Annotated in this window: 13 protein-coding genes; 10 read left to right on the forward strand and 3 right to left on the reverse strand. The window is 63.1% G+C overall.

What is annotated here, in order from left to right; translation table 11 throughout:
• Positions 1 to 36 precede the first annotated feature (36 nt).
• From IHE49_RS02250 to IHE49_RS02270, 5 genes are all read left to right on the forward strand, one after another.
• Positions 37 to 1,095, forward strand: a complete 1,059-nt coding sequence (locus IHE49_RS02250) for an NADH:flavin oxidoreductase/NADH oxidase (protein WP_192154506.1) — start codon at positions 37 to 39, stop codon at positions 1,093 to 1,095.
• A gap of 12 nt (positions 1,096 to 1,107) precedes the next feature.
• Positions 1,108 to 1,977, forward strand: a complete 870-nt coding sequence (locus IHE49_RS02255; protein WP_192154508.1) for a pirin family protein — start codon at positions 1,108 to 1,110, stop codon at positions 1,975 to 1,977.
• A 10-nt stretch (positions 1,978 to 1,987) separates the two neighbouring features.
• Positions 1,988 to 2,290, forward strand: a complete 303-nt coding sequence (locus IHE49_RS02260) for a DUF962 domain-containing protein (protein WP_192154510.1) — start codon at positions 1,988 to 1,990, stop codon at positions 2,288 to 2,290.
• A 521-nt stretch (positions 2,291 to 2,811) separates the two neighbouring features.
• Positions 2,812 to 3,348 carry an N-acetyltransferase gene (locus tag IHE49_RS02265; protein ID WP_192154512.1) on the forward strand — a complete coding sequence of 179 codons (537 nt, stop codon included), beginning with the start codon at positions 2,812 to 2,814 and terminating at the stop codon, positions 3,346 to 3,348.
• Positions 3,345 to 3,671, forward strand: a complete 327-nt coding sequence (locus IHE49_RS02270) for a non-heme iron oxygenase ferredoxin subunit (RefSeq protein ID WP_192154513.1) — start codon at positions 3,345 to 3,347, stop codon at positions 3,669 to 3,671. Before IHE49_RS02265 ends, IHE49_RS02270 begins: the two co-directional genes overlap by 4 nt.
• Positions 3,672 to 3,737: 66 nt before the next feature.
• Here IHE49_RS02270 and IHE49_RS02275 read toward each other — a convergent pair whose 3' ends face one another.
• Positions 3,738 to 4,538, reverse strand: a complete 801-nt coding sequence (locus IHE49_RS02275) for a MipA/OmpV family protein (protein WP_192154515.1) — start codon at positions 4,536 to 4,538, stop codon at positions 3,738 to 3,740.
• A gap of 136 nt (positions 4,539 to 4,674) precedes the next feature.
• Between IHE49_RS02275 and IHE49_RS02280 the strand changes: the two genes are divergently transcribed.
• The 3 genes from IHE49_RS02280 to IHE49_RS02290 all read left to right on the forward strand — a co-directional run bounded on the left by IHE49_RS02280 (position 4,675) and on the right by IHE49_RS02290 (position 10,556).
• Positions 4,675 to 5,373 carry an MtnX-like HAD-IB family phosphatase gene (locus tag IHE49_RS02280; protein ID WP_192154517.1) on the forward strand — a complete coding sequence of 233 codons (699 nt, stop codon included), beginning with the start codon at positions 4,675 to 4,677 and terminating at the stop codon, positions 5,371 to 5,373.
• A gap of 54 nt (positions 5,374 to 5,427) precedes the next feature.
• Complete coding sequence (locus IHE49_RS02285) at positions 5,428 to 6,828, forward strand: aminotransferase class III-fold pyridoxal phosphate-dependent enzyme (RefSeq protein ID WP_192154519.1); 1,401 nt, start codon at positions 5,428 to 5,430, stop codon at positions 6,826 to 6,828.
• Between the two features lie 884 nt (positions 6,829 to 7,712).
• Complete coding sequence (locus IHE49_RS02290; protein ID WP_192154521.1) at positions 7,713 to 10,556, forward strand: protease pro-enzyme activation domain-containing protein; 2,844 nt, start codon at positions 7,713 to 7,715, stop codon at positions 10,554 to 10,556.
• Positions 10,557 to 11,033: 477 nt separating this feature from the next.
• Here IHE49_RS02290 and IHE49_RS02295 read toward each other — a convergent pair whose 3' ends face one another.
• Both IHE49_RS02295 and IHE49_RS02300 read right to left on the reverse strand, forming a co-directional pair.
• Positions 11,034 to 12,266 (reverse strand): beta-ketoacyl-[acyl-carrier-protein] synthase family protein, encoded by a 1,233-nt coding sequence (locus tag IHE49_RS02295; RefSeq protein ID WP_192154523.1) that lies wholly within the window; start codon positions 12,264 to 12,266, stop codon positions 11,034 to 11,036.
• Complete coding sequence (locus IHE49_RS02300; RefSeq protein ID WP_192154525.1) at positions 12,266 to 12,538, reverse strand: phosphopantetheine-binding protein; 273 nt, start codon at positions 12,536 to 12,538, stop codon at positions 12,266 to 12,268. The genes IHE49_RS02295 and IHE49_RS02300 overlap by 1 nt, the downstream gene beginning before the upstream one ends.
• Before the next feature lie 95 nt (positions 12,539 to 12,633).
• On the opposite strand from IHE49_RS02300, the gene IHE49_RS02305 reads away from it, so the two are divergent.
• Together IHE49_RS02305 and IHE49_RS02310 are read left to right on the forward strand one after the other, a co-directional pair.
• Positions 12,634 to 13,704 (forward strand): GNAT family N-acetyltransferase, encoded by a 1,071-nt coding sequence (locus tag IHE49_RS02305; protein ID WP_192154527.1) that lies wholly within the window; start codon positions 12,634 to 12,636, stop codon positions 13,702 to 13,704.
• Positions 13,697 to 14,575 (forward strand): hypothetical protein, encoded by an 879-nt coding sequence (locus IHE49_RS02310; RefSeq protein ID WP_192154529.1) that lies wholly within the window; start codon positions 13,697 to 13,699, stop codon positions 14,573 to 14,575. Before IHE49_RS02305 ends, IHE49_RS02310 begins: the two co-directional genes overlap by 8 nt.
• The last annotated feature ends 15 nt before the right edge of the window (positions 14,576 to 14,590 follow it).

Consider the following 14,590-nt stretch of genomic DNA (forward strand, 5'->3'; position numbering starts at 1 on the left):
GCACTGTAGGTGTTTCCTCTCCCCGCCGGTCGCCTGATGAAACTGTTCGAACCCTTCCCGCAGCGCAGCCTGAGCCTCCGCAACCGCATCGTGGTGTCGCCGATGTGCCAGTACTCCGCCATCGACGGAGTGCCCGACCACTGGCATCTGGTGCATCTGGGCAGCCGCGCGGTAGGCGGCGCGGGCGTGGTGATTGCCGAGGCCAGCGCGGTGTCGGCCCAGGGGCGCATTTCGGCGGGCGATACCGGCATCTGGAATGAGGCCCAGGTCGCGGCATGGCAACCGATTGCCGCCTTCATCGCTGGGCAGGGCGCGGTGCCCGGCGTGCAACTCGCGCATGCCGGCCGCAAGGCCAGTGCGCAGCGGCCCTGGGAGGGCGGAGGTGCGCTCGCGGCGGGGCAGGGCGCATGGACCACGGTGGCGCCATCAGCATTGCCGTTCGACACGGGTTGGCACGTGCCGGTGGCGCTGGATGCTGCGGGTATCCGTCAGGTGATCGCCGATTTCCGCGCCAGCGCGCAGCGCGCGTTGGCCGCCGGTTTCAGGCTGATTGAACTACATGCCGCGCACGGCTATCTGCTGCACCAGTTTCTGTCGCCGCTGAGCAACCGGCGCGACGACGCCTATGGCGGCAGCTTCGAGAACCGCACGCGATTGCTGCGCGAAGTGGTCGCTGCCGTGCGCGAGGTATGGCCGGAGGAGTTGCCGTTATGGCTGCGCATTTCGGCCACCGACTGGGCCGAGGGCGGCTGGGATGTGGAGCAGAGCGTGCAACTGGCGCGCGGGATGACGGCGCTGGGTGTAGACCTGGTCGATGTTTCCAGTGGCGGACTGATACCGCATGTGAGGATTCCGGTGGGGCCTGGGTACCAGGTGCCGTTCGCCGCGCGCGTGCGCCGCGAGGCAGGTATCGCCACCGGCGCGGTGGGCCTCATCACCGAACCGAAACAGGCCGCCGACATCGTGTCGAACGACGAGGCCGACGTGGTGCTGATTGCGCGTGAGAGCTTGCGCGATCCTTACTTCCCACGTCGCGCCGCACAGGAACTGGGTGCGCAGCTTCACGCGCCGGTGCAATATCAACGCGCCTGGTGAAGGGAGCAATCGATGGACGCGCAACCCATCCTGATCGACGGACGCCTGCACGATCTGGGCGACGGCTTCACCGTACGGCGTCTGCTGCCGGTACTCGACGCCCGCCACGTGGGGCCGTTCGTGTTCTACGACCATATGGGGCCGGTGGACTTCGCGCCCGGCCGTGGCATGGATGTGCGGCCGCATCCGCACATCGGGCTGGCCACCGTGACGTGGCTGTTCGACGGCACGGTTCGTCATCGCGACAGCCTGGGCAGCCTTGCCGACATCCGTCCCGGCGCGGTGAACTGGATGACCGCCGGCCGAGGCATCGTGCATTCCGAACGCACGCCACCGGAAGTGCGCGCCACCGGCCAGCGCATGCACGGCATCCAGGTTTGGGTGGCGCTGCCACGAGGGCAGGCGGAGGTCGCACCCGAGTTCCATCATCATGAGGCGGATGCGTTGCCGCGCATCCGGCAACCCGGTGTCGAGCTGGTGTTGATCGCCGGCACGGGCTGGAGCGTGGCGTCGCCGGTGAAGGTGTTTGCGCCGATGTTCTTCGCCGAGGCGCGACTTGATGCCGGCGCTGAACTCGCCCTGCCATCGGAACATGCCGAGCACGGCGTGCACGTGATAGAGGGCGAATTGTCATGGGGCGACCTGACCGTGGTCGAGGGGCGGATGGCAGTGCAGTCGGGCGCGGCACCGAGCATCAGGGCGAACCGCGCCAGCCGCGTGATGCTGTTCGGCGGCGCACCGCTGGATGGCGAGCGCCACCTGTGGTGGAACTTCGTAGCCGCCAGCACCGAACGCATCGAACAGGCCAAGGCCGATTGGCGCGAGGGACGCTTTCCCGTCGTGCCCGGCGACGAGCAGGAATTCATCCCGCTGCCGGCTTGAGGAAACCGAGATGGCCGAATTCGCCAGCTTTCGCGCGTTCTATCCCTACTACCTTGGAGAACACGGCAACCGCCTGTGCCGCCGCTGGCATTTCGTGGGTAGCACGCTGGTGTTGCTGATCCTGTTGCTGACGATCGCAAGCGGGCGGCTGGCGTGGCTGTGGCTGCTGCCGGTGGCCGGCTACGGTTGCGCTTGGATCGGCCACTTCGTCTACGAGAAGAATCGCCCGGCTACCTTCCGGCATCCGCTCTACAGTCTGATGGGTGACTGGGTGATGTACTCGCAGATGCTGCGCGGGAAGGTGAGTTTTTGAGAGCCTCCTCAAAGGCTCCAACTTGCACCGCCATCCTAACGGATGGGAGCTGGGGAATGCCGCTCCCGCCGTCGCAAGGGATGGCGCGGCTTCGGCTGACCGCCAACGCCAGAATTTCTTCTCTTTGCTGGCTCACACCACCACAGAAACAGTGGCGAACAGCGAAGCCGACTTGAAGCGGGTAGCGCAGGGTACCCGGAGTCAGCGGAAGAGACTAAGAGAAACGGCCCGATTCATCCGTCGATGCTGCGAGCGGGCTGTAACGAGGACATCGGAACCATTACTGCCTATGCGATGGACGGTGCGCACACGACGCCGTATCTGGAAACTGAGGGCTTCCCCGCGGCTCATTCCAACGAGGCGATTTTCGACAGCTGAAGGGCCATCAAGCCGAGATCCAGTAGCGTTGCTCCGAGTACTGCCTGGCGCTACCTCTTTTCTCCGCGCCCAGAAGCAAGAGCATCAAGTGATCTTGAACTGGTTCTAATGCGCGCGCGGGTTGCTGGCTTTAACATTCGCGCATGTCCGAACCCGCTCCCCTCCGTTTCCGCCCGGCCATCGCGGCCGATGTTTCCGCCATCGTGGCGCTGGTCGAATCCGCTTATCGCGGCGACTCCGGCCGCCGCGGCTGGACGACCGAGTCCGACCTGCTGGACGGCCAGCGCACCGATGTTGCAGGTGTTTCCGCCTTGCTGGACCAGCCGCATGGCGTAGTCCTGCTGGCCGAGCGCGACGGTGTGCTGATGGCCAGTTGCCATGTGGAGCGGCAGGGGGATTCGGGCTACTTCGGCATGTTCGCGGTCGATCCCTTGCGCCAGGGCGACGGCTTGGGCAAGGCGGTGCTGGCCGAAGCCGAGCGCATCGCGCGCGAAGAGTGGCAGTGCCGCGCGATGCACATGACGGTGATCGTGCAGCGTGCAGAGTTGATCGCCTTCTACGAACGCCGCGGCTACCGCCGTACCGGCGAATTCCAGCCATTCCCCTACGGCGACGAGCGCTTCGGCATTCCGCGCCGCGACGACCTGCGTTTCGAGGTGTTGCGCAAGGACCTCGCATGAACCCGGCGGCCGAAGGCTGGGTGCGCGTGGGCGCGCGCAGCGAGTTGCTGCCGGGTGAGTTCAGGGTGGTGTTCGACGGCGACACCCCCATCGCCGTGTACAACATCGACGGCGACCTATATGCCGTCGAGGACGTCTGCACGCACGACGGTGGCGATCTCGCCGGCGGCGAGGTGCACGGCTTCGAGGTGGAATGCCCGCGCCACGGGGCGCGTTTCGATCTGCGCACCGGCGCGGTGACATGCCCGCCGGCGTACGAGCCGATCGCGTGCTTTCCCGTGCGCGAGGAAGACGGTGCGATCTGGACGCGCGACGACCGCTGAGAGGGAGTTTTTGCGATTGCCCTCGATCGCTGAGATCAAACGGGCGACCGTCCCTGGCCGCATCTTTCAGAAGTGGTAGACGAAGGCCAAGGATTCGGAAGGCTGGTTGCGTGAGCCGAACCGCGTCACCAACGGGCTGCTGCCGGCATCGCCCAGCAGGCGTTCCCAGCTCAGCGCCAGTGCGAGACCGGTGTGCTGGCTGGTGGGGACGAACAGGTCGTATTCCAGCGAGGTCGACTGGCTGCCGGCGCCGGGGCGCCAGGTAGGCACGGCAAGCCCCTTGGCTTGCGCTGATGTGATACCGAAGAAGCGATCCATGGCCGCGCCGTTCATCGCCTGCCAGCGCAGCTCGAAGGAATGCTGCAGCAGCCAGATCGGCGGCAGATCCCACTCGCCGTAGACATCGAAGTAGGCTCCCGCACCGTCGATGTCATGACTGAGGTCGGTGCCCACGTCGACCTGCTTCGTGAGCTGCCACTCCAGGTAACCGCCCGACGTGAGGCGTGGCGACAGCGGCGCGATTCTGCCGCGCAGGACGCCGAGGTCTTCGCTATCGCGCCCCCACTGGTAGTCGCCGTAAAGGCCGCCATGCAGCACCGGGCCGCCAATCAAATCGAGCTGCAGGCCATCCAGCGTGGACAGGCTGAGACAGTTGGGGATCTCGATGTCGACGAAGGGGATCGGCTGGTTGCGCGCGTCATGGGCGCCGGGCCACGCCGCCATGCGCTCCATGCCGGTACCGATGGCGTAGGTCGGCTGCTCGCCGTCGTCGGCACGGCAGTGCCGCGCCCATGGCAGGCCGATGAGCAGGCAGGCGGACAGGACAAGGCAACGGAGCAGGCCCGTAGTCGGGGATAGGCGGGTCATGGGGGCGGCATGATAAAGCCGAACGGGCGGTTTGCCGCCTGGCGGGCTGCGGGTTGTTCGGTACCCGTTGGGGGAAAGGGCGCCGAAAGGCAGGGTTTCTAACCTGCCTGTCATCGTTGATAGGTGTGGATTCCCGATGTCCCCGTCTGGCTGGACCATTCTGTGTGATTTCGACGGCACCATTTCCGTCGAAGACGTGATCGACTCGCTGCTCGATCGCTTCGGCCGTCCCGGTTGGGAAGTGCTGGAGCAGGACTGGCGTGCCGGTCGCATCGGTTCGCGCGAATGCATGTCGGGCCAGGTCGAGCTGCTGCAGATGACGCGCCCGGAACTGGACGAGCACCTGCGCGAGCTGTGGATCGATCACGCCTTTCCCGGCTTCGTGGCGAAGGCGCGCGAGCTCAATGTGCCGATCCGTATCGTCAGCGACGGGCTCGATTACGCGATCCACCAGATCCTCGGCCGCTACGGCCTGGACGACCTGCCGCTGGCCGCGAACCATCTTTCGCCCGCCACGCCGCCGAAGCAGTGGCAGCTCACCTCGCCGTTCCAGGCCGAGGGCTGCCGCAGCGGCACCTGCAAGTGCGCCTGCGTGGCCCAGGCCCGTACCACGGGCGCGAAGACCCTGCTGATCGGCGACGGCGCCTCGGACTTCTGCGCGGCCGACCGCGTGGACTTCGTGTTCGCCAAGCATCGCCTGATCGAGCACTGCCGCGCCGCCGGCATCCCCTATATGCCGATCACCGGCTTCGAGGATGCGCTGGAATACCTGCCGCGACTGCTCGACGGCACGTTGGTGCATCACGCGCGCTATCACGAAGCGGCGGCGGCCTGATCGGCCGCCTTGCTGCTTGCTGCATCCCTCAAAACCGTTCCCCGGAATCCGACCATGAACATCGACAAGAACGCCGTCGGTTTCATCGACGACGCGCAATTGCTCGCCGACGAGGCCAAGTACAGCTCCTTCGGCGACACCGTGCATTACGTTGACCCGCCGAAGATCTTCCGTCACGGCGAAGGCAGCTACATGTTCGACACCGCCGGCACGCCGTTCCTCGACCTGCAGATGTGGTACTCGGCAGTCAATTTCGGCTACGGCAACAAGCGCCTTAACGACGCGCTGAAGAAGCAGATCGACGTGCTGCCGCAGGTCGCCAGCCAGTACCTGCACCAGACCCGCATCGAGCTGGCCAAGACCATCGCGCTGGACGCGAAGAAGAAGTTCGGGCTCGACGGCCGCGTGCACTTCAACGTCGGCGGCGCGCAGGCGATCGAGGATTCGCTGAAGCTGGTGCGCAATGCCAGCAACGGCAAGAGCCTGATGTTCGCCTTCGAAGGCGGCTACCACGGTCGCACGCTGGGCGCCTCCTCGATCACTTCGAGCTACCGCTATCGCCGCCGCTTCGGCCACTTTGGCGAGCGCGCGATGTTCCTGCCGTTCCCGTATCCGTTCCGTCGCCCCAAGGGCATGACGGCTGAAGAGTATTCCGACAGCTGCGTGCGCCAGTTCGAGCGGCTGTTCGAAACCGAATACAACGGCGTGTGGGATCCCAAGACCGGCCAGTGCGAATACGCCGCGTTCTACGTCGAGCCGATCCAGGGCACCGGCGGCTACGTGTTGCCGCCGATGAATTTCTTCAAGGGCTTGAAGAAGGTCTTGGACAAGTACGGCATCCTGATGGTGTCGGACGAGATCCAGATGGGCTTCTGGCGCACCGGCAAGCTGTGGTCGATCGAGAACTTCGGCGTGACGCCGGACATTGTCGTGTTCGGCAAGGCGCTGACCAACGGCCTGAATCCGCTGTCCGGCCTGTGGGCACGCGAAGAGCTGATCAACCCCACCGTGTTCCCGCCGGGCTCCACCCACTCCACCTTCAACTCCAACCCCCTGGGTACTTCGCTGGGTCTGGAAGTGATCAAGATGGGCTACGAGCTGGATTACGAGACCACCGTGCCGAAGAAGGGCGCGCACTTCCTCGAAGGCCTGCGCGAGCTGCAGAAGAAGCACAAGGAAATCGGCGACGTCGATGGCCTCGGCCTCGCGCTGCGCGCCGAGATCTGCACCGAAGACGGCTTCACGCCGAACAAGGCGCTGCTCGACAAGATGGTCGACATCGGCCTCGCCGGCGACCTGGAGCACAACGGCAAGAAGATCGGCCTCGTGCTGGACGTGGGCGGCTGGTACAAGAACGTGATCACGTTCGCGCCGTCGCTGGACATCACGCACGAGGAGATCGATCTGGCGATGTCGCTGCTGGATCAGTTGCTGACGAAGGCCAAGAAGGGCTGATCGTCGGTCGCGTGACACAAGCAAAAGGCCCGACGGGAAACCGCCGGGCCTTTTGCTTTCGCCCTCCTCTCTTTGGAGAGGGTGGGGTCCACGCGATGGCCGGATCTCCCGTTGGCCGCTTGTGGGGAGGGTGTGTTTTTGCTCCTGCGTCCTTGTCAATCTTGGGGGCGCAGCGCCGCCACAGTCAGGGTTACTAGGCTGAAGTAATTCGAGGGAACGATGCCAGGCGACGTCGCGTCTCTTAGGGACTCCCCGATTTCCATGAGGGGGAGCTGTAGGCTAGCCCATGACGCGCCGGCCTTCTTGACTGCGGCTGCCACGTATCCCACGATTCGATAGGGTAGATAGACCGAACCGGGGCGGTCATGAAACGGATATTCACGATGCCACGTGCCTTCATTTTCGACCTGAAGCAGGATCATTGGGTGAGACGGGAAAGGCCTCTTGTGCACGCGCCAGATTGCGCGTATCTGTCCGTGATGAAAGCCCACGCAACGTTACCAGCTAAGGAAGCGGGGAGCCTGGGTCGATGTTTTAATAACCGGCTTGGTTCTGCCTCTTGGTTCAGTCAAGTAGCTGGTGCTATCGGTCTGAACATGCCGCTTCGAATTGATCAGAGGGAAACAGGGTGCGCACTTGGCGTCGCGTCCGGTTGCATTCTGGAAAGCCATCCACTTGGATGCTCTTAATCGTCTCGCGATCTCATCGCACAGGAATACCGTCAAGGATCCCATCTGGATCAGCTGAAAATATATGAGGTCGAGAGATTTCTTTTTAGCTCGGGATATCTGGGGTCTTGGCAGTTTGGTGGCACAAGGCCCGCTTTCGGATATTTCTTTTGGCAACGGGATCAAGACGTAAACGCTTTTAAGGACTAAAACACCATGGACAATTACGAGGCGAAGATGTTCAGCGGACGGCGCATTAAAAATCTTGTGGTGGCAGCAGTTTTTGCGGCGTTGGCCAATTCAATGAGTATTGAGGCGAAGCCGGTGGCTGGCGACATCACGGCTTCCGCCAGCGCGAAGATGGAGGTTTTGCATCCGGCCGCGATCTTGGAGCATGGTGACAAGACTGTGGGCCTGCTGGATGTTTCGCAGCCCATACACGTGGTGATCCCCCTGAAGCTGCGCAACGAACAACAGCTCGATCAGTACATTGCCAAGCCTGGTTTCAGGCCGCTGAGCTCCGGGCAGTTCCAGATGCTTTACGCACCCACCAAAGAACAGGCACAGGCGGTAGCCGATTACCTTGTCAAGGCCGGCTTCAGCAACGTGAAGATCGCTCGTGGCAACACCTTGGTGGAGGCTGATGGTCGTGCCGATACGGCAGAGGCCGCATTTAGTACGTCGTTTGTGCAAGTTAAAACGCATGACGGGCGCGACGCCTTTGCCAACAGCAGTGCCGTGCAGATACCGGCGAGCTTACGGGATAGCGTACGTGCGGTGCTCGGCATGCAGAACGTGCATATTTTCCACGCAATGACTCGCCATTACGATCCGGTCGCGGTGCACGCTATGGCTCCGCAGGTAGCCGCATCAGCTGAAATGATCGGGCATCCGCCTTCCGATTTTCCTGCCATTTACGGCGCCAGCGGCATGCCTAACGTGACGTCCGTTCCTGTGGGTTCAATCTCTGCCGGGCCGATGGCCAATGTCCTGAACGATCTGAAGTCGGTGGACCCTGGCGTCACGATTACTCTCATGGGAGACACCAGTGTCGGGAACGGCAGCGGTAGCAACAGTAGTGATGACGAATTTGATCTCGACAGTCAGACTATTATCGCATTCACGGGGGTGAAGCAGTATTACTTCTACGTGTCCAGTTCAATGAGCGATGCCGATCTCGAGGCCGACTTTGCTCGGGTGGTATCGGATAATGTATTGAAGGCTATCGATATCTCAATGGACGAATGCGAGACCGATGCGCGTTCAGACGGTGCGGTAGCTTCCATGGACGCCACGTTCAAGCAAGCGGTCGCGCAGGGACAGACCTTTTTTGTGTCGGCCGGCGACAATGGGCCCAATGGATGCGGCGATATGCCCGGATCAAGCTGGCCGGCGAGTTCACAATACGTGACGGCGGTCGGTGGTACCGAGCTCTTCACCAGTCCCAGCACTACCCTTCAACAAGAACAAGTATGGAGCGACCTCAATGGCACGACCGTCGGTGGCCCAAGCCTCTTCGAGCCGATACCCGGCTGGCAGCAAGGTGTTGCTGGCATCACCAACCAGACCTATCGTGGCGTACCCGATATCGCGTTCGATGGGGATCCCAGTAGTGGCGCACTGATCACTGTTGATGGCAACGCGAATCAGCAGATCGGTGGTACCAGTCTATCGGCACCACTCGCGGTAGGCATGTGGGCACATGTGCTGCAGGCCAACGGTACGGCTCTGGGTTTCGCTTCGCCGGTGATCTACAAAACTGCACAACCGCTGGGGGTCAACTACTACAGCGGTTTCAACGATGTGAACTACGGCAACAATTTTACTTATGACGCCGTTCCCGGTTGGGATTACACCTCGGGCTGGGGCAGCATTCAGGTCGCTCAATTTGCCAGGTTGGCAGCCAACGCTAACTACACTTCCAGTGCTCCATTCGTATCTTTCGCCACGCTTCCTGCATTACAGGTGACAACGCCCATTCCGGGAAGTACGCATACGCCGGGTGATTTCAACGGCGATGGCGTGTCCGATATCGTGTGGTTCAATCCTTCGCAGAGCCAGGTCGGCCTCTGGACCATGAGTGCATTGGCACCGAATGTTGGCACCAGTGTGACACGCACTGGGCTGAAGAGTTTCAACGTAGCGCCTGGTTACTTCATCGGTGCCGTGGGTGATTTCAATGATGACGGCTATGCCGACCTGGTCTTTACCAGCGCCAATCGCGACCTCTATCTGTGGACCAACAATCAGCAGGGGGGATGGGTGGCCCAGCGAATCAGCACCAGCAGTTATCCCAGCCAATGGCAGCTCATCGGCGCCGGCGACGTAGATGGCGACGGTCACGATGATCTGCTTTGGCTCGATCCCTCGGGATGCAAATTCGGCTACTGGACGATGAACGGTGCCACGGTTACCGGGTCCCACACGATCAATGTCGCGTGTGGCTATTACCCGATCAGTATCGGCTATTACACGTCGTCGAATCGATTGAGCATCATCTGGACGAGTGCCGCCCACGATTTGTACGTTTGGGACAGCACTGGCGGAACTACCGGCGGCACTACGGGCAATGGCTTCAATGCATACAGCCTGACTTCCGCGTTGCCCGCGAACAGCCACATCATGTCCATCGGTGGTGGTTACCAAGGGCAGAACATGGGTCTTCAGGTGCTCTCGCTCTCCACCGATGGCACTTATGACCTGGTGCAAGGTCTTCTTCTTTCGCGCTCTTTCGATGCCAGTGGCAACCAGACAGGTATCCAATCGACCTACGTCTTTGACAACATGAATCCGGATTACATCGGTTCGGTGGGTTACGTCATCGCCGGCAACGGAGTCAACGACACCGGGGTTTACGACATCGATCCGTACAAGATGCTTATAGGTACGGGCGGTTTGTATAGCGTTGGTAGTGCTTTCTATACCGGCAACGCCTCTGCGTACCCGATTCCTGTAGACGGCGGCTGTACCGTTGGTGCTGGCTACTGTTGGCAGTATCCCGCGGGCTGGTGGGTTGTCGGGGCACCTTTCAATGGTGCGGCGGCACCACCTTGGCGGTGAGTTGTTTGCAGGAAAAGCCAGGGTGCATTTCTACGAGCGAGAAAATGCACCCTGAGCCCGGGCTAGAAAAGGTATCGGGTAAAGCGCTCGTACTATGGCGTTGCACTGAAGGTGGTGCGACGCAGCGCTTTGCATCTGGCGCGCAGGATGTGCGCTGCTTTTCGGGAACCCCTCGACGACGACAAGACACGGATGATTATGCCGTGTATCGGGCCTCGTTCATGGACAGACGGAAAGCGCTGCCGAGGAGTGGTGCTCTTTGCTCTTCGGCGGAGGCACGCAAAGACTGGGTGGCACGTGCGTCGTCAACAAACTCTCGGGAGTTCCATTTTGGGAACGTGTAGTTGACGGGAAGCTTGCGCCGACAGATTCATTGATTGCTTTGTCGCTTGCGTCAGAGCGAAGGCATTGGACTCCTGTTTTCGCGGAAATGACGCTTCAACGGTAAAGCTAGAAGTCTTGTTTAAAATGTTCCCATCAAGGCGCCCGCTTCAACGCCAACACGGCATTGAGCCCGCCAAACGCAAACGAGTTGCTGAGCACCGCCCGCACCTTCATCTCGCGCGCCACATTCGGCACATAGTCGAGATCGCAGGCCGGGTCGGGCTTGTCCAGGTTCGCGGTAGGCGGCACCACGCTTTCGCGCAGCGCGCCGATTGCGGCGACCAGCTCCAGCGCGCCGGAGGCGCCCAATGCGTGGCCGTGCATGGACTTGGTGGACGACACCGCCAGCTTGTCGGCATGCGCGCCGAAGGCGAGGCGGATCGCGCGCGTCTCGGTGCTGTCGTTGGCCTGCGTGCCGGTACCGTGGGCGTTGATGTAGTCCACGTCTTCGGGGTTGAGTTCGGCTTCCGCCAGCGCCTGGCGCATTGCGGAAGCGGCGCCGTCGGCGCTGGGCATCACGATGTCGCTGGCGTCCGCGCTCATGCCGCTGCCGGCGAGTTCGGCGAAGATGGTGGCGCCGCGCGCCCGTGCGTGTTCCAGCGATTCCAGCACGAAGATGGCGGCGCCTTCACCCAGCACCAGGCCGCGACGGTTGGCGCTGAACGGGCGGCAGGTGTCGTCGGACAGCACGCGCATGGCTTCCCACGCGCGCAGTGCGCCGTAGCTGAGGCAGGCCTCGGTGCCGCCGGTGACGGCCACGTCGGCCATGCCGAAGCGGATCATCTGCGCTGCCTGGATGATCGCGTGGTTGGCCGAGGCGCAGGCGCTGGCCACCGCGTAGGTGGCGCCGCGCAGGCCATAGGCGATGCTGATCTGGCTAGCGGAGGCATTGGTCATCAACCGTACGATGGTGAGCGGATGAGTGCGGCTGGCCTTTTCCGCGTACAGCCGGCGGCTCTGCTCGTCCTGGGTGGTTTCGCCGCCCACGCCGGTGCCCACAATCACTGCCGTGCGTTGGCCCAGGCCATCGCGGGTGAAGTCGATGCCCGAGTGCGCGATGGCCTCGCGCGCCGCATGCAGCGCGAACTCCGAGGTGCGGTCGAGCAGGGGCAGGGTGCGTTCGTCGATGCCGGTGGCCGGGTCGAAGCTTTCCGGCACCTGTGCGGCGATCTTCACGCGCAGCACTTCGCCGTCCTTGTGGCGCAGCGGGCCGATCGCGCAGCGACCTTCGCTCAAGCCGTGCCACAGGGCTCTGGCGCCCACGCCCTGCGGGCTGATCGCGCCCATGCCGGTGATGACGACGCGGCGTGTCTCGATGGTGGGCATTACTTGCCGCCTTCGCCTTCGGCGGCCTTTTCGTCCAGCGCCTTCTGCACGGCGTCGACCAGGCTCTGCGCGGTGTCGCTGTCGAAGTTGGCGCCCTGCTGTTCGGGGAAGTGGATGTCGAAGTGTTCCTCGATGTCGAAGATCAGCTCGATGGCCTCCAGCGAGGCGACGCCCAGGTCCTTCAGCGTGGACTCGGGCGTGACGTTCGCCACGTCGACCTTGGCCTGCTTGGCGATGATCTCGAACACTTGCTGCTGGGTCGTTCCGGGCATGACGGAGTCCTCGGTGGCGGGCGACAATGGAAGGCCGGCGCAAGGTGTGCCGGTCAAGCTCCTGACCCGCACAGTCTAGGCAAACTCGCTTACTCATGCCTTTCATTTCGCAACTCGAACCGGATGCGCTGCTCGAGGCGTTCATGGCGCAGCCACCGGTCGGCTTCACGGCCGGGCGCTCGCCGCAAGGCATGCCGGGCTTCGTGGCGCCGTTCGACTTGCTGACCACGGCGGACGATGAACTGCGCAAGCGCGTGGCCGGGTTGCCGTTGTACCGGCACTGGAGCCGCCTGCTGCGCTGGCGCACGCGCTTCGCCGGCAGCACGGTGACCGAATACGCACCGCTGCCGCCGGGCGTGCCGCCGGCCGAACTGGCGAAAGGCTTGAAGTCCGCATGGGCCCGCGAGTGCAAGCTGCTCATCGTGAAGGACATCGCACAGGATTCGCCGCTGCTGACCGAGGCCGAGAACACCCATGCGCGCGCCTTCGCCGACGCCTGCGAAGCGGAGGGTTTCGTGCTGCTCGAGGGGCAGGCACTGGCATGGGTTCCCGTCGACTTCGGTTCGGACGACGAGTACCTGGCGAAACTCAGCTACAGCCGCCGGAAGAACATCCGCCGCAAGCTGCGCTCGCGCGCCGATCTCGACATCGAGGTCGTACGCACCGACGACGCCCGCTTCCACGACGAGGCCACGCTGGCCGCGTACTACGCGCTGTTCGACAACGTGTATGCGCAGAGCGAGATCCATTTCGACCGGCTGGGCCTGGACTACTTCCGCCTGTTGCTGCAGGACGGTGGCAGCGGCGGTGTGGTGTTCGTCTACCGCCATGCTGGCAAGCTGATCGGCTGGAACCTGTGCTACGAGCACGGCGGCAAGCTGATCGACAAGTACATCGGCTTCGCCTACCCCGAGGCGCGCGAGCACAACCTGTACTTCGTGAGCTGGATGCACAACCTGGGTTACGCGCGCGAACGCGGTTTGACGCACTACGTGGCCGGCTGGACCGACCCGGAAGTGAAGTCCTTCCTAGGCGCCAGCATGACCTTCACCCGCCACGCGGTATACGCGCGCAACCCCGTGCTGCGGGCGCTGCTGCGCAGGTTGGGCGGCCATTTCGAGAGCGACCGCAGCTGGCAGGAAGCTTCGGAGAAAGACGATGAATGACGCTGCGCATCGCCCGGTCGTGCTCGACATCGACCGCTCGGTGGGGCCGCTGGCCGATGGCCTGGTGCTGGATCTGTCCGAGTGGCAGGAAGCGATCCGCTTCGGCTGTTCGCTGGCCACCATGCGCCGTTTCCGCAGGCTGCTGGATGCGCAGCTGCCTGCATGCCATGGCACGGTATTCACCGGCTCCGGCGATTTCCATCACCTCAGCTGGCCTTTGATCGCGCGGCTTGCACCGGCCACGCCCATCCAGGTGGTGGTGCTGGACAACCATCCCGACAACATGCGCTTCCCGTTCGGCGTGCACTGCGGCTCCTGGGTGCGCCGGGTGGCCGCGCTGCCCTTCGTCGACCACGTGCACGTGCTCGGCATCACGTCCCACGACATCGGTGCCGGGCATGCGTGGGAGAACTACCTCACGCCACTGCTGCGCGGCAGGCTCACCTACTGGAGCATGGGCGTGGACACAGCCTGGTCGCGCCGGCTGGGCATTGCGCGTGCATTCCGTGGTTTCGACACGCCGGATGCGCTGGTCGACGGCTTCGTCGAACATCAGCGTACGCAAACCCTGCCGAGCTATCTCACGATCGACAAGGATGCGTTCGCGCCTGAAGTGGCGCACACCAACTGGGACCAGGGTCGCCTGCAGCTCGATCACGCATTGACCCTGATCGCCAGCCTGCGCAACGGGCTGGCTGGCAGCGACATCAACGGCGAGGTTTCACACTACCGCTACAGCACGTGGTGGAAGCGCAAGCTCTCCGCGATGGACGAGCAGCCCGCGATCGATCCCGCCCAGGTCGCCGGCTGGCAGGCGCAGCAGCATGCGTTGAACCTCAAGCTGCTGGACGCCATCACGGCAAAGCGGTAGCAACGCACCCTGCGG

It is taken from the genome of Rhodanobacter sp. 7MK24, from assembly GCF_014842995.1.
Classification (GTDB): domain Bacteria; phylum Pseudomonadota; class Gammaproteobacteria; order Xanthomonadales; family Rhodanobacteraceae; genus Rhodanobacter_A.